Raw genomic sequence first — 20,501 nt, forward strand, 5'->3', positions numbered from 1 at the left:
AAACAATCAAACAGGCAATACCAAGGTAAAGCGCGTGCCGCCTTGTTCGGCGCTTTCTACCGTTACCTGGCCGTGGTGGGCGTCCATGATGGCTTTCACGTAGCTCAATCCCAGCCCGAAGCCTTTCACGTTGTGCACGTTGCCGGTGGGTACGCGGTAGAACTTGTCAAACAAAAACTTCTGGAATTCCTGCTTGATCCCGATGCCGTGGTCCCGGATGCTGATGAGCAGGCCCTGTTCTACGTCACGGGTTTGTATTTCAATGGCGGGAGCCTGGGTAGAGTATTTTTCAGCGTTGTCCAGGAGGCTGTACAGGGCGTTAGCCACATGCAGGCTGTCTGCGTGCACCAGGGACCGCGTGGCCTGCAAATCTAACCGAAGATGTCCGGACCGTTGCTGCAGCCGCGGGGCCACGTTCTGGCTGGTCTGCTGCAGAAGTGCATGCACGTCTACGGGTTCTTTTTTGAGGGCGAGTTCACCACTTTCCATGGTGGCCATCTGCAGGACGCGCTCCACCTGGGCCCGCAGGCGCTCATTCTCAGAGTAGATGAGGTCATGGTAGCGGGTGAGCCTTTCCGGGGACAGCGTTTCGGGGCGTTTGCGCAGCACCTCGCTGGCCAGGCCAATGTTGGTGATGGGTGTCTGCAGTTCGTGGGTGAGGTTGTTGATGAAATCGGTCTTGAGTTCGGTGAGCCGCTTTTCGCGCAGAATCTGGAACATGGTATAGGCGAAGAACAAAACCACCAGCAGCAGGGCGCCGGTAGAATACCACCAGAACTCCATCTCCCCCAGAATCACGGCCGTCTTGCCAGGGAACACCACCGCCACGTTGTAGAGCAAAGGTGTGCCGGTTTGTTCATGCTTCAGGATGGCATCGCCCTTTTCTGCCAGTTGGCGGTGCGTGGCCGGCACGTATTTCCCGAACATGAGCGTATCATCCAGGCTGTTATAGACGCCAAACTCATAGGCTTCGTGCAAGTTGCGTTTGCCCAGCTCCTGTTCCAGCAGGTGTTCTACCTGGCTGGGGTCTACGGGCGCGTTCAGTTCGGCGAGGTAATAATTGGAGGCAATCTGTTGGATGGGTTTGGCCTCTGCCCTTCCCAGACCGGTCAGCAACTGGTCAGACACGCTGGTGAGCGCCACCTGCACGCGGTGGTTAAAGGCTTTCTCCTCCACGCTGTACGCCTTGGTCAGCCACACCAGCTGGGCGCTCAGCAAAGCCACCAGGGCTAAGCTAGCCAACACCAGTATGATTTGAATCTTTTGCCTGCTCATGGTCTAAAAGTAACCAATTTCTCACTGCCTTTCATGCCATTAACATATCGTTAACATGATTTTACATTCCATTAACCTGGGTGCGTTGGTAGGCGGGCTACTTTTGTAAGCAAGGGAAAGGAAGATGCGCGCATTACACCGATTATCTTCTTAATGATCAACGCTACTCCTGCCAGTTTTCTTACAGAATCCTGACAAACAACAGGTTGCCCACTACTCGCCCACATTTAAAGTAATCAATACCGCCATGCCGAACACCAAAATTTTCAACCCGCTCTCTTCAGTGACCAGTTCCAAATCATCAGGAATCCTCTTCGGGAGGCGGCAGTTCCTGCCGGTGCTTCTGGGTTTGGCCGTGGTGGCGCTGGGCTTTGCCTGCATGGCTCTGGACACCTCGCCGCAGGGCTATGGCTTTCTGGGTTTGACGCTGGGCCCCTTGCTGGTGATGGTAGGATTGGGCTTGCCGTTTTTCGGTATTTTTAGGGAAAACAGCCCAAAAACGGAGATTCCTGCATCGCCGGCCTGGCAGTCTTTCATCCGGTGGAATACAATACTGGGTTGGGTTGTGGCCTTGGCAGCGCTTACGGTGTATGTGCTTACGCTAGAGCCCAGCACCTCTTTCTGGGACACCGGCGAATTCATTGCCGCCGCCTACAAGTTGCAAGTCCCGCATCCGCCCGGGGCGCCTCTGTTTCTGCTGCTGGGTAGGTTGTTTACGCTTTTGAGTTTGGGCGATGTTACGCGGGTGGCCTGGTGCATGAACCTGCTTTCGGCGCTTTGTAGTGCCGGCACCGTGTTATTTCTGTTCTGGAGCATCACTTTGTTGGGTCAGCGCCTGCCTTCCCTTTCTTTCCAAGGCCCCAGCCGGGCGCAACGCATCTTGCTCCTGGCCAGCGGGACGGTGGGCGCACTGGGGTTTGCGTTCACAGACTCGTTCTGGTTCTCGGCGGTAGAGGCCGAGGTGTACGCCATGTCCTCCTTCTTCACAGCCATTGTGGTATGGGCCGCCCTTAAATGGCAAGCCGAGGCCCCGGCCCCCGCTGCCAACCGCTGGCTGCTGTTTCTGGCGTATTTGGTGGGCTTGTCCATTGGCGTGCACTTGCTCAACCTGGTGGCTATTCCGGCCATTGCCCTGCTGGTCTATCTGCATTTGTATTCGCCCACTAAAAAAGGAATTGCCTTTACGCTGTTGATTGGGGCTGCCATAGTTTTGCTGGTGATGGAAGGCATGATTACCGGTCTGCCCAGCGTAGCCGGTAGCTTTGAGGTGTTTCTGGTCAATAATCTGGGGTTGCCCTATGGCAGCGGCGCGGTGCTGTTTCTTTGTTTGCTGGTGGCGGGTATTATCTATGGCTTGCGCTGGGCCAAACAACATCAGAAACCGGTCTTACACACCTCGCTGGTGGCCCTGGTGTTGGTCTTGATAGGCTATTCTTCTTATTTGATGGTGCCCATCAGGTCGGGCTTCAACACGCCCATTGACGAGAACAACCCCGAGAACCTGCTCAGTTTTGTCAGCTACCTCAAGCGGGAACAGTACGGCTCCCGGCCGTTGCTGTACGGCCCGCAGTTCAACGCGCAGGCGCAGAGCTATGACAAAACCGGCCCCATCTATGCACCCCAGAACGGAAAGTATGCCGTGGTAGACTCCAAATTTGAGCAGGTGTATGACGCCCAGGACAAGACGCTTCTGCCGAGGTTGTATTCGCCAGAGCCGGCGCACCTGCGGGCCTACCAGCACTGGGTGAACGTGAAGGAAGGCCAGAAACCCACTTTTGGCCAGAACCTGAGTTTTCTCTGGAACTACCAGTTAGGACATATGTATTGGCGGTACTTCGGGTGGAATTTTGTGGGCCGCGAGCATGACACGCAACATGCCGGGGTGCTCTGGCCCTGGGAGCAGCAGCATGACGTGCCCGCCCCGCTCTCTACCAGCAAAGCCCGAAACCAGTTTTTCCTGCTCCCTTTGTTGTTGGGCGTTTTTGGCCTGTTTTTCCAGTTTAAGCGCAAAAACACCGATGCCTGGGTGGTGCTCCTGTTGTTCTTTTTCACCGGCGTGGCTATTGTGCTGTACCTGAACCAGCCGCCCGTAGAACCCCGCGAGCGCGACTACACCTTTGCGGGCTCTTACTACGCCTTCAGTATCTGGATGGGCCTGGGCGTGCTGGCTTTGGCAGATATAGTCAAGAGGTTCATTAAATCAGAAACGGCCACCGCCGGACTGGCCACTTTGGTAGCTTTGTCAGTGCCGGGCATTCTCCTGGCCCAGGGCTGGAACGACCATGACCGCTCTGGCCGGTCGCACGCCCTAGATTCGGCAAAGAACCTGTTAAGCTCCGTGGCACCCAACGCCATCCTGTTCACCAACGGCGACAATGACACCTTCCCGCTGTGGTACGCCCAGGAGGTGGAAGGCTTTAGAACCGATGTGCGCGTGCTGGTGCTCCCCTACCTCAACACCGACTGGTACATTGAACAGTTGAAGAAGCCCATGAACGCCTCTGCGCCGGTTAGCACTACGCTGCAAATGGCCCAGTATGCCTTCAGCAACAACAACTACCTGCCCTACGTGCCCAATCCCAGCGTGCAGGACAGTGGCATGGACGTACGCCAATATCTGAATCTGCTGCAGTCCCAACATCCCGCCTTGCAAGTGCAAACCCAGGACGGCCGGACCTTAAACGTACTGCCCACCAAAAAACTGCTACTGTCTGTGAACCCCGCAGAGGTCCTGAAAAATCAAACCATCTCCCCGGAAAGAGCCAGCCAGGTGGCACCTAGTATGAATTGGAGCCTTCAGACCGAGGCTCTAGAGAAGAAGCACCTGGTCATCCTAGACATTCTGGCTTCCAATAATTGGCAGCGGCCCATCTACTTTTCTACCGCGGGTTCAGAGACCACAGAAATGGGTTTGCAGCCGTTCTTACAGTTAGAAGGTCTGGCCCTGCGCGTAGTGCCTGCCCGTAACCCAGACACCCAGGCAACAGCGTATGTAGACCGGGAACGCACGTATCTGCGGCTAATGCAGCAGTTCAGGTTCACGGGCCTGCAAAACACAGACCATGCGTATGAAGAAAACTTCACTACCCAGCTAGCACCCATGTACCGAACCGCCTTTGTAGACCTGGCCACTGCCTATCTACAGAACGGTCAGACAGAAAAAGCCCGCGCCGTCTTGCAAAAATGCCTTGCCGACTTACCAGACCAAGGCGCCCCGCACAATTTTGAAAGCGCCTCTCTGGTGTTGCCCCTAGCTAAGGCAGGGATGACCAAACAAGCGCAGCAACTGACCAATTTGCTCAGCCATAGATTTGACCAGCAGCTCATCTATTACAGCACCCAACCCGCCTATTTTGACCGTGAACGCCAACTCAACTTATACGGCCTCCAGAACCTGACCCAAGCCGCATACGCCGCTGGTTTACCACAAGCCCCGCAGCTAGAAAGGCTCTTTAAGAAACACTATCGTTTAATTAGTAATTGATAATTAAGAATTAATAATGACGAAGAGTGGTATAGTCGTTTTTGGGCTGTTTTCTGGGAAAGAGGCTAAAAACGCCCTCGCCTAAAGTTGGCAATTTGTGGTTAGTAGGATGGTAAATTACAATTGATGAATGGCTTTAGCAATTAAGCAGTTGGAAACTTGCGGCAATGGTGGTTTTAAGTTAAAAACATGCAGCAAAGAGCTTAGCCACCGCCTTTCTAGCTTGCCCACAAGATCCTTTCACGATGACAACTTAGATGTAGAGATGTGAAAATTTGAAAATGTGGCGATGTGAAGATTTGAAGATGGCACAAACGGGTACCATGGCACGAGCGGACGCTTGCGTCCGCTTGCCTTGGTCCTTCCCCTGACAGACCAACACCTCTAAGGATTATTTATACAAGATTTTGTCTGTCAGGGGACAGACCAAGGAGATGGGAGAGCTTACTATCCTAAGAAACCCTAAAGCCAAGAAGATAATGGACAGTCAGAAATTCTTAATTCTTAATTCTTAATTCTTAATTCTTAATTCTTAATTCTTAATTCTTAATTCTTAATTCTTAATTCTTAATTCTTAATTCTTAATTAAAAAGGAATGCTCATGGCTTGCAGGAGTCTTTCTTCTAGTTCTGGTAGTTGGCAGTAGCCTTTGGAGATGAGGCGCGGGCCTTGGGGATGGTCCAGAAAAAGGGTGGGCAGGGTGTCTACGCCCAGGCCTTGCACATACTGGAACTCCTGCTCGGTTTGCCTGAAGATTTCCTCGGTCTCAAAGACGGCCAGAAACAGGTTTTCAGATATCCCGAAGAGCCGCAGCACCTCCACCAACACCTCTGTTTTGCTTAAGTCCCGGCCATCGGCGTAAAAGCTGGAGTGTAAGGCTCTGAGCACCTCTAAGGTAAGCGCGGGGCGTAAATGGCGCACCGTGAGCAACGCCCTACAGGCAGGCTCTGTGTCATAGGAGAGCTCGGGTTGCAGAAAGATATGGTAGTCAAAGGGAAGCTGTGATTTAGACTGCGCCCGATGCCAGCCCACCGCCAATTTATCCCGTTCCTCACTGGTTAAAGGTTCATGCGCATACGGCCTGAATCCACCCACCAATACCTTCACCGTCAGCCTCCCATACCACAGCGCCTGCAGACGCCTCACTACGGGCGTGAAGCCATAGCACCAAGCGCACATAGGATCCGTGACATACAGCAGAACAGGATTTTCGGGCAGAAGGGGCATATATATTGACAAATGGTGGATTTACTTTTACCGCGTTCCTCGCCAGAAAGGTTTACAATTTACCTTTCGAGTTGCATCAAAACCCATTCAGCCAAACCAAGAAACAGCCCCTACAAGCAATTCAATACCGGTTTATATACAACTACCAATGAAACCATAGTACCTGAGCACGATCCCGAGACACTTGACCCTAGATTAAATGCTTGTCTGGATTTGCAATCCGCCGGGGAACACGTCTTGTAAGGCATTGGGGATTGCAAATCCCCTTTTCAGTGCCTCCGGATTGCAAATCCGGAAGAGCTTATGAAAGGATGGCTGGCAGAAGAAAGTAATGCGCAAGAGACATGGCGGTGCCATTGTCTCTACCACCGAAACGATCACTTACAACATCCATCCGCGCCAGCGATGCAGGCATTGCAACCTCTCCACCGCCAATAGCACCGGCCGAGCGACCTTGCGCAGGGCAGCCCTGGCTGTGCGCCCGGAGCATGGGAGAGAGCAGGTAGTAGCTGGTCAAAGAGCAGTGACGTAAGCTGGCTAAGAGCAGATCACCTGAGCCAGGTGCACTTCTCCGAAGAAAAGACTGTCCGAGCGGCAGCGAGTTTCTTTTCTTCTTGATTCTTTTGGTTACTTTTCTCATCAAGGAGAAAAGTGACAAACGCGGGCAGAAAGTAAGGAATAAGAAGGTTGGTAAGTAGGTGTTGAAAGGTAGAGGCTTGAAGGGCAGTCATGGTTGTTGGTGATAACATCAACGACGGCGTGAGGCATGACCTACTGATGTAAACACCCCCCTTCGCCCCCCTCAAAGGGGGAATCCTTGGTTAGCAATGGTAATTGGCTCTTTAATAGCGACTCAGAACTCTAAACTCAGAACTCCCTTGTCATCTTCCTATCCCTCCAAAGGAGGACGAAAGCAACAACGTCAGTTAAGAAAGGCAACAAAAAAACCGTTTTCAGCCTGTTTTCTGGAAAACAAGCCAAAAACGGCTAATAGGAACAAGACAATCTTACTTCTTCTTCTTTTTCTTGTTGGCGTTAGACACCTTAGGTGCCTTTTTCATAGAATCCAACTTCGCCTCATGCTCGCGCATCAGGGCCATCACATCTGGTTTGGCCTCAGAGGAGAAGTCAATGGTGGCCGAGTAGTCGTCCTTGGCAATTTCCAGCACTTTGATGGGCTTGCCCAGGAACTTCTCAATCTCGTCCAGAATTGGTTTCTCCTCTGGGCTGCAGAAAGACACCGACTTTCCTTTATGCGTGCCTCTACCCGTACGGCCTACGCGGTGCACATAATTTTCAGGGACTTCAGGCAGGTCATAGTTGACCACGTATTCTACGCTGGGGATGTCAATGCCTCGTGAACTCACATCCGTGGCCACTAACACTTTCACATCGCCTTTCTTGAAGCGGTTAAGTGAAGTGAGGCGCTCTTTCTGGTCTTTGTCGCCGTGCAGGGTTTCGGTGACGATGCCCACGCGCTTCATGGCTTCGTGCACGCGCTCTGCCCGTACCTTGGTCCGCACGAAGACCAGAATCTTGCTTCCGGCATTCTCCTGCACAACGCGCTCCAAGAAGAAACGCTTGTCATCCATGCCCACATAGGCCACCGAGTGGTCCACGTTCTTGGCTACCGGATCTTTAGGCGATACCTGAATACGGATAGGTTTGGACACCAGCGAGTAGGCCAAATCTTTGATGTGCTCATTGATAGTAGCCGAGAAGAACAGCGTCTGCCGCTTGCGAGGCAAGAATTTCATTAAATCCCTGATGTCTCTGATAAAGCCCAGGTCCAGCATGTGGTCAGCCTCATCCAGGATGAGAATCTCTACGCGTTCTAGTCTAATGTAGCCTTGGCTTACCAGGTCAAACATACGCCCGGGCGTGGCTACCAGAATGTCTATGCCGTCCTCTAGTTTGGCAATTTGCGGTCCCTGCTCCACGCCGCCAAACACTGAGAATGTCTTCACACGCGTGTGCTTGCCCAAAGTCTGGAACACCTCCGTGATCTGGATAGCCAATTCACGGGTTGGTACCATGACCAGGCACTTGATGCCATCCTCGCGGGCGTATTGTTTGCGCTCATGCAGTTTGTGCAAGACCGGTATGGCAAACGCCGCTGTCTTGCCCGTGCCGGTCTGGGCAATGGCCAGCACGTCCTCCCCTTTTAAGATGGGCGGAATGGCTTTGAACTGGATGTCGGTGGGCTTCTTGAAGTCCAGTTTGTCCAGAGCTTTCTTGATGGCGGGATTTATAGAGTAATCGTCAAATTTCATGGGTACACGGGTTTCGGCGGGAGCCGAGGGTGAAAGCGTTTCTCCTTGTACGAAACACCAGCAGAAACTTCTGCAAAGGTGCGATTTCTTTCTGGCATTTGCAGAGGGAGGCGGGGGATTTGCGTTTTGGACTAGTTTGGAAAAAAAAGCTAAGAACAGAAATAAAATCCATATCTTGTATTAATAAAACACTATATAACTAAAATTTAATTACAGTTATTCTTTATTTTTAAAAATAAGTACACCTTATATAGATTTAACTGTAATGAATAGAATTTTAGTAGCAAGTCATACAGATAGTAAAACAAAATAGCAGATAACTAAAGATTCAAATAACTAAAATTTATGGCATCAACGGTAAATAGTGCATTCGACACTTTTATGAAAGATAGTATTCGTTTAAATAGTGACAGAAACATCATAGCAAAAAAAAGTAAAAACAATTTACTTATTGAAATAGAAAAGTTTCCTAGTGACGGAAAATTCCTTGACTACTATACCGATTACATGAGCATTGATTATGGTTCATATTCACGTAAGACAAAAATAAGACCACTAGACGATATTGATTTAATGGTAGTTTTGCATGCCCAGGGTAATTGGAGGGAACCAATTGATGATGGCTATAGGATTCGAGTTAGACCAGAAGCAAGTAAGCAAATAGCATTATGTAACTCAGGAACGGACGCATTAAATTCGATAAAAGTTATCAATAAATTTAAAGAATACTTATCCAATATATCTTCTTATAAGAAAGCTGAAATAAAGAGAAATCAAGAAGCTGTAACTTTAGAACTCAACTCATATGAATGGGTATTTGATATTGTGCCTTGTTTCGAGACGGCTCCCGATTACCTTGGAAAAACTTTTTTCTTAATCCCTGATGGAAAAGGAAATTGGAAACCTACTGACCCAAGAATTGATAAAAACAGAACTAATAGTATTAACGGAAAACAACAAATTTCAGTATTGGACATGATTCGAATAATGAAATTCTGGACAAAGCGAAGGACCGCATCTACAATGGGTTCATATTTTCTAGAATGTTTGATTTTACAGTACTATGATTCTAATACCGTCAATAGTAGCACATATATTCACATTGAATTACCAAATTTATTCGCCTACATATATCATCAAATTCATCAGACTTTAAATGACCCAAAGGGATTCCAGGGAGATTTAAATAAACTTACATGGGATGAAAGAAATTCTATACAAGAAAGGGCGAAACTAGATTACAATCGCTCAATCCAAGCTCGCGAATATGAAACAAAAGGCAAGCAAAAAGAATCTATAGAAAAATGGGGCGAAATATTCGGCTCTGAGTTTCCAATCTATTCAGCATACTAATGAATAATATTAAAATAAATCAGGAACTACCACAAAATCTTAAATTCCTAAAAGCGCAGAGGGTTATTTATGCAAATGCCAAGAAAATATATAGATGGCAACTTACTATAAGTATTGTTGTTGTGGTAACACTTAACATCATTAAACTTACCCAAAAAAACTTTACAACTATTGACTTAACACCCTATATAGCCTTAGTCTCTGTATCAGTGACTTTATTTGACTTACTGTTCCTCTCGGGTTATTTATCAAAATTTAAAACTAACGGAGCTAAAGTCCAAGAATTATTTGACTGCAATGTGTATAACATGGAATGGAATGAAACAAACAGCGGCGATAAACCAGAAAACTGGATTATTGAGGAAGCTGAGAATAAATACGTTCACAACCCCAAGGCTCCATTATCAAATTGGTATCACATTGAACTTGATGGTCTAAATCAACAGGAAGCAATACTACGGTGCCAAGAAACAAATTTGGAATATGACCGGAAATTAAGGTATCATTTTAAAAACGACTGTCTGATTATTTGCTTGTCTATTGTTATAATTTCTTTTGTTGTAGCAACAATTATAAATACCTCCTTACAAGGTTATTTAACCAATTTCATTGCACCTACTTTACCTCTTATTGTAATTTTACTAAAATTGGTATTAGACAATAAAAAAGCCGTCAGGTCATTGGAAGAAGTAAGGAAAGCTGTAAGAAAGCTTCGTAACGCTGGTGGCACTCCTTCAATGAATCAGTTAAGACAAGTACAAGACAAGCTATATTGCAGTAGAAAAGATAGTAGTTTGATTCCTGAAAATTATTATCAATACAGGAGAGCAAAATTAGAACAATCCACAAAAATTAATGTTGCAAATCCGTTATAGAAAGTGATTTAAGCGAAGTAGCTAACCCCATCATCCGTTTTCGGGCTGTATTCCAGAAATCAGCCCGAAAACGGAAAACTTTCTCCTACATTTTGCCCTTTCTTTAAACCTCTCCCCTCCCCTGGTTGTTTCCCTTACAAGAAGATAAACAACCAAATGGAAAATATAGAAAAGACCAACATCCCATTAAAAGACACCAGAACTAGAATTCTGGAGGCCTTTGTGCACCATGTACTGGAGACGGGCCAGGAGCCGGTGTCTGTGTATAAGTTCGCGCAGAGCTTGGGCATGACTGAGCAGGAGTTCTACACGTTTTACACCTCGTTTCAGGGGGTGAAAGGCGGTGTGTGGGATTCCATCTTTGAGCAGACCCTGGCAGACATGTACGCGCAACCAGCGTACGCCCACTACTCACCCAAAGAGAAGCTCCTCTCCTTTTATTTCACCTGGATAGAAGAACTCAAGAAGAACCGCAGTTACCTGCTGACGCTTTATGAGAAACAGCCAGATTTCAAGAAGGTGACGCCGCAGGAGGTGCAAAGCTTTAAGCGCCATTTTACGGCCTTCGCCAAAACGCTGGTGCAGGAAGGCAAGGAAACCGAGCAGATTGTAGACCGCAAATACGTGTCAGACAAATACCCCGAGGCCCTGTGGCTGGAAACCCTGTTCATCTTCCAATTCTGGTTGAAAGACACCTCGCCGGGCTTTGAACGCACCGATGCCGCCATTGAGAAATCAGTGAGCTTGTTCTTTGACGTGGTAGGCAGAAACGCCGTCGACTCCCTCTTTGACTTCGCCAAATTCTTGTACCAGTCTAAAAAATTCGTATGAGCCAATCCCCCGAAGAGCAAGACCATATTCCTACCTCTAAAGTACAGCGGGCCACCAAGTTTTTGGGGGCCGGGGCCAAGGTGGGTGGCAATTATATTAAGCACTACGCCAAGAAAATAGTGAACCCGTCGCTTAGTAAAGAGGAGTTACATGAGGACAACGCCCAGGACATTTACAATTCGTTGAGCCAGCTGAAAGGCAGCGCCCTCAAGGTGGCCCAGATGATGTCCATGGATAAGACCATGTTGCCCGGCGCGTACCAGGACAAGTTCACCATGGCCCAGTACAGCGCGCCGCCCCTGTCCTACCCGTTGGTGGTGCGCACGTTCCAAAAAGCGTTCGGGCGCACGCCTGAGGACATGTTTGACACCTTTTCCACCTCGGCGGTGAACGCGGCCTCTATTGGCCAAGTACACAAAGCCACCAAGGACGGGAAGACATTCGCCGTAAAAGTGCAATACCCCGGCGTGGCCGAAAGCGTGAGCTCAGACCTTAAGATGGTGCGTCCCTTTGCCTACCGCCTGCTCAACATGAACGAAAAGGAGATGGACCATTACATGGACGAAGTTGAGGAGAAACTACTGGAGGAAACCGATTACGAGCTGGAAGTGCAACGCTCTATAGAGATAGCCGCCGCCTGCCGTCATCTGCCCCACCTCCATTTCCCCAACTATTATCCAGAGATGAGCACGGCCCGCATCATTACCATGGACTGGCTGGAAGGCGCACACCTAAAAGAATGGCTACAAAACAATCCTACGCAGGAAGAGCGGAACCAAATTGGGCAGGCACTTTGGGACTTTTACCACCACCAGGTGCATCACCTCAAACAGGTGCACGCAGACCCGCACCCAGGCAATTTCATCATTCTGCCGGGCGTGACGCTGGGCATCATTGACTTTGGTTGCGTGAAGGTGATTCCTGAGGATTTCTACCAAGGCTATTTCTCTCTTATCAAGAAGGAGTCTTTGTTGAATGAAACCGAGCTGAACCAAATCTTCTATGACCTGGATTTCATCAGTGACCGCGACACCCCCGCAGAGCAAGCCTACTTTAAGGGCGTGTTCAAGGAGATGATTGCCTTGTTGGGCCGGCCGTTCCACGCAGAAACCTTTGACTTTGCCCAGAACGACTACTTTCAGCAGATTTATACCCTGGGTGATCGCATCTCTAAAGACAAGATGTTTAGGCAGTCAAGACAGGCCCGGGGTTCTAAGCACGGGCTGTTCATCAATAGAACCTATTTTGGACTCTACAGCCTTTTGAACCAGTTAGGCGCGCACATCACCACCACCAAACCTGACTGGCTGAAATAAGTATAGCCGGTCTACAGTTTCTGCCACCAGCCTTGGGTAGTGCTTCTATCGTGCACACGCTCAGGCTGGTGGCTTTTTTGTTTAGCGGTTCTAACACTTGCGGCACTCCCAATTGGCAATCAATGACCTTGGCGTTGGCCACAAATAGCAAGATACGCCTTCGCCAATTTCAGAAGATTACAACCTTCCTGTAGTAGGAAAGGATTCGCCTTGTATATTGAGGAAAAATCCAGGGAAACAGTGGCAGAACTAGCGAATTGGATAGTTATAATAACTATTGAATTAGATTAAAAGCGCACCTTCCTTTCGCTTGCCGAAGTACACTATTGACAATTTGATTTACGTTCAAAATACTGCAGTAAAACGATGGAAATCATTAACTTGTGCTCGGCTGAAGGATAGCCCTGAAACTTGCAGAAGACCTTAACCACCTTAGAAATATGAAGACACTTTTACTTGCCTTGTTTATCTCCTGTTGCGCTGGTGTTGCCCAGGCACAAACTACCCCTCCGCCAACGGCTACGCCAGACAAAGCCACCCCGGTACAGACGGTAGAAGCCGCCTGCGGGCAATGCATGTTCGGGCTCAAGGCTTCTGGCTGTGACCTGGCGGTGCGTATTGATGGCAAAGCCTATTTTGTAGACGGCTCAGACATTGACCAGCACGGAGACGCGCACGCCACAGACGGCTTCTGCAACGCCATCAGGAAAGCAGAGGTACAAGGCACCGTGACCGACAATAGATTCAAGGCCACCTATTTCAGGCTCCTGCCCGACGCGGCCAAAAAATAGCCCGCCCGGCATTGTCCCGCCGGCGTGCAAGGCCGTTTAACAAGTAGTGACCCGTTCCTAACCTTTCCAGACTATGAAACCAATCATTTCAGCCGAAGACTTGGCCGTTCTGCTCAAAGAACCCGCGCAGGTGGTACTGGTAGATGCCCGCTCCGGCCCAGACGCCATTGATAATTTCCAGAAAGAGCATTTACAGGGTGCCCATTACGTGGACCTGGAGAATGACCTGGCCCATAAGAATTTCAGCGCGGCCCAGGGCGGGCGGCATCCTCTGCCCTCACCTAAAGAATTTAGTCGCATCATGAACCGGCTGGGCATTACGCCTTCTAGTCGTGTGGTGGTGTATGATGATAAAAACGGAGCCAACGCCGCTGCCCGGTTCTGGTGGATGGTGCGCGCCATGGGCCATGAGCAGGTGCACGTGGTAGACGGAGGCTATGCTGCCGCCAAAGCCGCCGGCGTGCCCACCACCCAGGAGGTGGAGAAAGTGGAATGCCCCCATTTTTTCACCAATTCAGAATGGCAGCTGCCCACCGCCAACTTAGAAGAAGTGGCCCACGCCGCCCAGCACCCAGACTACATGGTCATAGACGTGCGTGAACCGGCCCGCTATAGAGGCGAGGTAGAACCCATTGACGAAGTAGCCGGCCATATACCCGGCGCAGTCAATTATCCGTTTCAGGACAACCTGGACAGCCAGGGCAAATTCTTGCCGGAAGAAGAACTCAAAACCAAGTACACCAAAGACCTGCAAGGCAAACCCGCCAACCACGTGATGGTGCACTGCGGCTCTGGCGTGACCGCCTGCCACACGCTGCTGGGCATGGCGCAGGCCGGGCTGGACCTTCCCAAACTATACGTAGGCTCCTGGAGCGAATGGTCCAGAAGTGGCCAACCCATGGCCGGTCTGGGCGCTACCAAACAGTCTTCTTAGAACCATTTTTAGACCCGAGTCACAGGCTTCGTTTTTGGGCTGTTTTACAGAAAACAGCCCAAAAACGACATTTATTGCAAGTGAATCCACTCATAATCCCAACGTCTTCTCCCTTGCTTACTCAAACCTCCATCTCACACGCTACGCTTGGCACGCACTCCTCTCCCTCCAAATCGTTTTCACTGCCTGAATGGCTGGTATTAGGCGCGCTGGTGCTTTTGAAACTAGGGCTGCAATATGCGCTGGTAGACAGTAGTTATGACCTGCACCGTGATGAATACTTGCACCTGGACCAGGCCAATCATTTAGCGGCGGGGTACCTATCAGTGCCGCCGTTTACGTCTTGGGTGGCCTGGATCATTAAAGCGTTGGGCAACGGAGTTTTCTGGGTACGGTTCTTCCCGGCCTTGTTTGGGGCGCTCACCATGGTCACGGCCTGGAAGATAGTGCAGGAGTTGCAGGGCGGCTGGTATGCCAAAGTATTAGTGGCTGGCGCGCTTCTTTTCTCTACCCTGTTGCGCCTGAACATGCTGTTTCAGCCCAATTCAGCGGATATTCTGGCCTGGACGCTGGTCTTTTATCTCTTGATCAGGTACGTAAGGTGGCACCAGCCGAAAGATTTGTTGTGGCTGGGCGTAGTGGTAGGATTTGGCGTGCTCAACAAATACAACATCGCTTTTCTGGTGGTTGGGTTGTTGCCGGCCCTGGCTTTTTCTGAACATCGCAGAATTTTCACCCAGCCAGCTTTGTATGCGGCGGCGGTATTGGCTTTGCTCATCTTCTTGCCTAATCTCTGGTGGCAATACAGCCACGGCTGGCCGGTCATCCATCACATGCAGGAACTGGAGGCCACGCAATTGGTCAACGTAGACCGAGGGGCCTTCTGGCTGGACCAGGTGTTGTTTTTCTTCGGGTCTGTGTATTTGCTGGGAGCGGCTTTACTGGGAATGATGCTGTACCCTGGCTTGCGGCCTTACCGGTTTGTGGGTGTGGCGTTTGTAGTCACTATGCTGCTGTTCACTTATCTGCGGGCCAAGAGCTACTACGCCATAGGCATCTACCCGGTGCTGCTGTGCGTGGGCGCCGTGTACTGGGAGCACCTGTTCCGGCAGGGCTGGAAACGAATCACGCGCCCGTTTTGGATTGCTCTGAATCTGCTGCTGTTTGTGCCCTTGGTGAAGGTCTTGTTTCCGGTGTTGTCCCCCACCCAGATACACGCCAACGCGGCTCCTTTCAAGAAGTATAATTTACTCAAGTGGGAAGACGGCCATGACCATGAGCTGCCGCAGGACTTTGCCGACATGCTAGGCTGGCGCGAGCTGACCCAACACGTAGAAAAAGCCTTTGCTCTGGTGCCTGTGGCTGAGAGGGCCAACACCTTGATTATCTGTGACAATTACGGGCAAACAGGCGCGGTTAACTTCTACAAAGCCAAGGACGTGCCCGCCGCCTACTCCTTCAACGCAGACTACATTTTCTGGTATCCTACTGCCCTCAAGGTACAGAACATAGTGCTGGTGAAAGAGGCCGGCGAAGCCCCGCTCAGAGAAAAAGAGAAGCCGTTTGTGCAGTCGGTCACGCTCATAGACTCGCTCTCCACGCCCTTCGCGCGGGAGCAGGGGGCAAGAACGTATTTACTGAAGGGCGTCTCATCGGTGGTGGGGCAGGCCCTGGTGAAGAGGGCGCACCAAAAGCAGCAGGAATGGCGGCAGTAAAAGTGGCTGAATGGCGTTTTTAGGCTGTTTTCTGGAAATCAGCCTAAAAACGGGGCAGCCCTTATTTCATGCTGCTAACGCCCAGGGCATGCAGCGCGCCATCGGCTAGGCAATCCTTCCAATAGGTAAGAATGGACCGATCGCTTCTCCTGGCCACCTGAATGGGCACCTGGGCAGGCTCCTTCCCGTTAGACGGGCTGTCTGAATCTATCACCATTTTGTTGGCGGCAAAAGAAAGAAGCTTCTTCCCAAGGGATTGGCGCTTCTCCCCGTCTTTGGACAGCAAATCCACCTTAAACCCGTCATACTGAATCAGCATGATGCCTTTAGCCGATGTCCTGTTCAAGGATACTTGAAAGGAGCCTTTCTTTATCTCGCCGCTTTTCACGCTCATGTGCAGGATAGGTTCCAGCATCTGGTTAAGGACGGCCGGGTTGCCTGGGCCAATGCGGCCCACTATGGTATGACGGCCTTGCGGATCTAACAAGTTAAGTTTAACCGTAGCGGCCATATAGGCCTTGCCCATGATCAACCCTGTGGCTTTTACCACCGCCGGGCGTTTCTGGGTCATGAGGTTTTTGTCATTGGTAAGGTTGGAAATTTGGGCAATGATGTTGCGCACGAACAGCGTTCCCGTTTGGGTGGCTTCAGGTGCCAGCTCTTCATACCGTACATCTAAGGAGCGAATGGCCACGCGCTTAATGGTGAGACCAAACGGAAGCTTCTGTACCAGATCTTGCGGCAAGGGCTGCACTCCCTTGATGGGAAAGTTCTTACAGTCCATGTAGGCCCTTAGGCTGGGGTTAAGTACTTGCACGCCGCCCACTTGCACATTGCCATAACGTGACAAGGTACCAAACTGCACCTTGCTAAACCTTAGCACCGGCACCGTAATGTTGAACCTGGCAATGGCCCGGCCGGCTTTTCTGGCCAGGGCTTTGGGTCCCAGCAGCGGTACCAAAGCCGCTTGCTGCACTTTTACCTGCTTGGTTGTGGTGGACAACGCAACTGCTCCGGTTTTGAGGCGGTAATATTGCTGGGGCAGCATCAGGTTGGTGGTGGCCGCAGAGGCCTCTATCTTTTGGCAGTAAAAAGCGCGGGACAAGTCTTGAAAAGAAGCGCTGTCTACCTGCAGATGATAAGCAGTGGCCTTCAACCCGGTAAGTTCTACTTCACTTGCCTTTTGCCTGGGACTGCTTTTATAGCGAAGCCGTCCATTGTTTATGACTATTTTCTGAAGGATAATGCCTTTTAGCTGTCCAGTCAGTTTTTCATGCAGGGGTTTTGGTTGGCTGGTGTCTGGTTTCATCTGGGTGAGTACCAGGTTGGGATGGTCTAACTGCAAATTACCCAGGCGCAAGGGCTTCTTCTGAAGCAAATCTAGAAAGCTCAGGCCTGTGAGGTTCACGCGCGTGGCCTGCAGGTCTATGGCCATGGCCTTTGCCTGCGCTGGGTTTGACTTCTGCAACCGTTCCCACACAGCCGGTTGGTGGGCAAGTTCCAGCGAATCTATGGTCACCGTTCCGGCTAGTAGAGAAACATCCACTGATCCTGTTTTGAGCAGGTACTCCCCATTTGATTTGCTTCTTACTTCTTCGGCTAGCTTCTTTTCTGCCCAGGGGTCCAGGTACACGCGCACCCATACAACCGCTAGCAGCAATAAGGCTGCCACCGCTACCATGGCCCAGAACCATTTCTTGACTATACTTTTTGTGCTTAGCTGCTCCACTAGAAAAATGTTGGCTACTCTTCTACGCAGGAAAGCAGAAATCTTCCCATTTTGTTGCGCATGCCCGCTCCCCTTTTCAAAGAAGAGGAGTCCTTCTACGGCAAGCCCCAAAGTATCTAACACAAAGAAAGGCCAGCAAATGCTGGCCTTTCTCACTCCGGGGGATATGCAAACTCTTAGCTTTTCTCCAATTGTCTTTGGCCTCTGCCTTGGCGCTGTCCTCTTTTAGAAGCTTGTTTTTCTTTCATCTCCTTGCGGTCTGCCTCAAACTGGGCGTATTTCTTTTTAGAAAGAATTTTTTTAAGCTCATTGTTATACTGCTCGTGCTGGGCTTTTCTGGCCTGGCGCTGCGCAGGGTCTTTCTGAGTGGCTTCCAGACGGTTGCTGCGCTGAGCGGCCATCTCATTGGACTGCTTTAAGAAAAGCGCCTGCAGTTTAGACTGCTGAGACTTGTTGAGGTCATATTTCTTGGCCATCATCTCGGTGCGCTTGGCGGCTCTTTCTTCCGGTGATTTGCGCACTCTCTCCTGACCATCTTTGCGAACGTGGTGCTCAGAGCGTTCTTTTCTTACTTTCTGCGGACCATCTTGGGCAAACGAGCTTCCGGCAACCAGCACTCCCATGGAGAGCATTAGAATCAACTTTTTCATATTGGTGTATTTAGGGGTTAGTTTCTTAAATTTAGTTCTTTCCAGGAGCGGTAAGATCTTCAACCGCCTGGTTGATTCCTTATATTCAAAGCCCGTGCCAAAAACCAACCTACACGGTTAAATATTTGACTATTTTTTTTATCCGAAGGAAAAATATACTGATCAGGCCTGCAGACCTCTACTTCAATCAACTTACAACCAATACCTTACCCCGTTTTTAGGCTATTTCTCAGAAAACAGGCCAAAAACGATTGCCACATTGTAGAATAGACTAAAAGCATGGAGACACTCCGGATTGCCCTTATTTCACCGGCCCAGACGCTAGACTTGCGCCAACAGGTTTTGTGGCCACACAAGCCTGTATCCTTTGTGCAACTGCCCGAAGATGACACGGGCACGCATTTCGGGGCCTTTTTGAGCGAGGAACTGGTATCAGTGATGTCGGTTTTTTTGAAGGGAGAAGAAGCGCAGTTCAGGAAGTTTGCCACCGCGCAGGCTATGCAAGGCCGGGGAATTGGCTCTCAGCTGCTGCAGCACCTCCTAACGCATGCCTCTTCACTGGGCCTGAAAAGGATTTGGTGCCACGCCCGCCAGGAAAAGGCTGGCTTTTACCGGAAGTTCGGGTTCAAAGAAAAAGGCACTCCCTTTTTTAAAGAAGGAGTGCCTTATGTGGTGATGGACTTGTATTTACCTGGCGTTTAATTCAGATTGACCAAAGCCTTTATCTGATTACGCCGTTACGCTTGCCGGCTCTAATTGAAACAAGGCGCTCAGTCCTTCCAGCAACGCCTCAGACTCCCCGCGCTGACAGGCGGCTTTCAGTTCCAAGGCCGGCATTTTCACAATTTTATTCAAGATGTTCTTGGTGATGGTCTCTACCAGTTCCTTCTCCGTGTCGTTTAGGTTTTTAACGTAGCGGGCCAACTCGCGCTGTCTTATTTCTTCCAGGCGGTTTTTGAACTGCTGCAAGGCCGGCGACATGGCCATTTCTCTGGTCCAGGTTTTGAACTCGTCCATGCTCTCCTGCACAATCTGCTCTACCTCCGGAATAGAGGCCAGCCTGGTTTCCAGGGCTTCGGTGGCGCGGTTTTTAATGGTGTCAATGTTGTACACTTCTACGCCAGAAAGTTCTTCCAGGGCGGCGTCAATGCTGCGGGGCATGGACAAATCCACGAAGAACTTTTGATTGGACACGCCTTGCTGCGCTACCACCTCTTTGCTGATGAAGAAGCAATCGCCGGGCACCGATGAGATGACCACATCTGCCAGCGCAATCTCCTGCCAAACGTTCTCCCAGTACACGGCAGTGGCATTGCACTTGGTGGCCAGGTCCTGCGCTTTTCTATGCGTGCGGTTCACAATGATGATGTTCTGCAACGATGACTTCTGGAAGTTGTCACACACGTTGGCGCCAATGTCTCCCACCCCAATCATGAGCACGCGTGGGTTCACCAAATGCTGGGTTAGTTCCTCTACCAGTTCAACCGTGGCATACGACACCGACGCGGCACCGTCTCTAAACGCGGTCTCATTGCACACGCGCTTGTTGGTAAAGAAGATGGTATGCAACAAGCGGTGCAGGAACGGACCAGCCATGTTGGCGTCTGCCGCCCACTGGTAGGCGTTTTTCACCTGGTTCATGATCTGCATGTCGCCCACCACCTGTGACTCCAAACCCAGCCCTACGTTAAACAAGTGCTTAACGGCGGCGTCATGGTCTGTGATGGACAAAAAATACGGCGCTACTTCTTTGGTGGCAATAAAGCCGCGCTCAATGGCGATGAGCTTGATGAGTTCAGTGGAGAAATCCTGGTCAGCGGTGTAGTAGACTTCGGTACGGTTGCAGGTAGAAAGCACCATGGCCTCTTGTATGGCCGTGAAGTCTTTGATTTTGTCCAACAGGTTCTTGCCGGCAATCTCATTTAAAGACACAGCTTCTCTTACGGCTATGGGGGCTTGCTTATAAGATAACGTCAGGACTTTGAAGGTGCTTTGCATTGCTTTCTCTCAGATTACACTACAAAATTAGTATAGACCGCCACTTGAAA

At 50.2% G+C, this 20,501-nt stretch carries 15 protein-coding genes; 9 read left to right on the forward strand and 6 right to left on the reverse strand.

From position 1 onward, the window contains the following. Positions 1-6 precede the first annotated feature (6 nt). Entirely contained in the window at positions 7-1,275 is a 1,269-nt protein-coding gene (locus GU926_RS05765; RefSeq protein WP_160689892.1) for a sensor histidine kinase, read from the reverse strand. 247 nt (positions 1,276-1,522) lie between these two features. On the opposite strand from GU926_RS05765, the gene GU926_RS05770 reads away from it, so the two are divergent. After that, positions 1,523-4,759, forward strand: a complete 3,237-nt coding sequence (locus GU926_RS05770) for a protein O-mannosyl-transferase family (RefSeq protein WP_232058445.1) — start codon at positions 1,523-1,525, stop codon at positions 4,757-4,759. 585 nt (positions 4,760-5,344) lie between these two features. Here the strand turns inward: GU926_RS05770 and GU926_RS05775 are convergent. Both GU926_RS05775 and GU926_RS05780 read right to left on the reverse strand, forming a co-directional pair. Then, complete coding sequence (locus GU926_RS05775) at positions 5,345-5,986, reverse strand: DsbA family protein (RefSeq protein WP_160689894.1); 642 nt, start codon at positions 5,984-5,986, stop codon at positions 5,345-5,347. Between the two features lie 1,007 nt (positions 5,987-6,993). After that, positions 6,994-8,259 carry a DEAD/DEAH box helicase gene (locus GU926_RS05780; protein WP_160689896.1) on the reverse strand — a complete coding sequence of 422 codons (1,266 nt, stop codon included), beginning with the start codon at positions 8,257-8,259 and terminating at the stop codon, positions 6,994-6,996. Positions 8,260-8,604: 345 nt separating this feature from the next. Between GU926_RS05780 and GU926_RS05785 the strand changes: the two genes are divergently transcribed. The 7 genes from GU926_RS05785 to GU926_RS05815 all read left to right on the forward strand — a co-directional run bounded on the left by GU926_RS05785 (position 8,605) and on the right by GU926_RS05815 (position 16,074). Then, complete coding sequence (locus GU926_RS05785; RefSeq protein WP_160689898.1) at positions 8,605-9,612, forward strand: nucleotidyltransferase family protein; 1,008 nt, start codon at positions 8,605-8,607, stop codon at positions 9,610-9,612. Further along, complete coding sequence (locus GU926_RS05790; RefSeq protein WP_160689900.1) at positions 9,612-10,487, forward strand: S-4TM family putative pore-forming effector; 876 nt, start codon at positions 9,612-9,614, stop codon at positions 10,485-10,487. Before GU926_RS05785 ends, GU926_RS05790 begins: the two co-directional genes overlap by 1 nt. A gap of 156 nt (positions 10,488-10,643) precedes the next feature. After that, positions 10,644-11,318, forward strand: coding sequence for a TetR/AcrR family transcriptional regulator (locus tag GU926_RS05795; RefSeq protein ID WP_160689902.1), 675 nt, complete (start codon positions 10,644-10,646; stop codon positions 11,316-11,318). Further along, entirely contained in the window at positions 11,315-12,634 is a 1,320-nt protein-coding gene (locus GU926_RS05800; RefSeq protein WP_160689904.1) for an ABC1 kinase family protein, read from the forward strand. Before GU926_RS05795 ends, GU926_RS05800 begins: the two co-directional genes overlap by 4 nt. Positions 12,635-13,074: 440 nt before the next feature. Further along, a complete protein-coding gene (locus tag GU926_RS05805; protein WP_160689906.1) occupies positions 13,075-13,425 on the forward strand; it encodes a DUF6370 family protein in 351 nt (116 codons plus the stop codon). Between the two features lie 73 nt (positions 13,426-13,498). Continuing rightward, entirely contained in the window at positions 13,499-14,359 is an 861-nt protein-coding gene (locus tag GU926_RS05810) for a sulfurtransferase (RefSeq protein ID WP_160689908.1), read from the forward strand. Between the two features lie 80 nt (positions 14,360-14,439). Further along, positions 14,440-16,074, forward strand: a complete 1,635-nt coding sequence (locus tag GU926_RS05815) for a glycosyltransferase family 39 protein (RefSeq protein ID WP_160689910.1) — start codon at positions 14,440-14,442, stop codon at positions 16,072-16,074. Positions 16,075-16,135: 61 nt separating this feature from the next. On the opposite strand, the gene GU926_RS05820 is transcribed toward GU926_RS05815, so the two are convergent. Together GU926_RS05820 and GU926_RS05825 are read right to left on the reverse strand one after the other, a co-directional pair. Continuing rightward, positions 16,136-17,926 (reverse strand): AsmA family protein, encoded by a 1,791-nt coding sequence (locus tag GU926_RS05820; RefSeq protein ID WP_160689912.1) that lies wholly within the window; start codon positions 17,924-17,926, stop codon positions 16,136-16,138. 53 nt (positions 17,927-17,979) lie between these two features. Next, positions 17,980-18,453, reverse strand: coding sequence for a DUF4890 domain-containing protein (locus GU926_RS05825; RefSeq protein WP_160689914.1), 474 nt, complete (start codon positions 18,451-18,453; stop codon positions 17,980-17,982). Between the two features lie 279 nt (positions 18,454-18,732). On the opposite strand from GU926_RS05825, the gene GU926_RS05830 reads away from it, so the two are divergent. Further along, entirely contained in the window at positions 18,733-19,155 is a 423-nt protein-coding gene (locus GU926_RS05830) for a GNAT family N-acetyltransferase (protein ID WP_160689916.1), read from the forward strand. A 27-nt stretch (positions 19,156-19,182) separates the two neighbouring features. Here the strand turns inward: GU926_RS05830 and hemA are convergent, their stop codons facing one another. Continuing rightward, complete coding sequence (gene hemA, locus GU926_RS05835) at positions 19,183-20,451, reverse strand: glutamyl-tRNA reductase (RefSeq protein ID WP_160689918.1); 1,269 nt, start codon at positions 20,449-20,451, stop codon at positions 19,183-19,185. Positions 20,452-20,501: the final 50 nt, after the last annotated feature.

The organism is Nibribacter ruber (assembly GCF_009913235.1).
GTDB lineage: Bacteria > Bacteroidota > Bacteroidia > Cytophagales > Hymenobacteraceae > Nibribacter > Nibribacter ruber.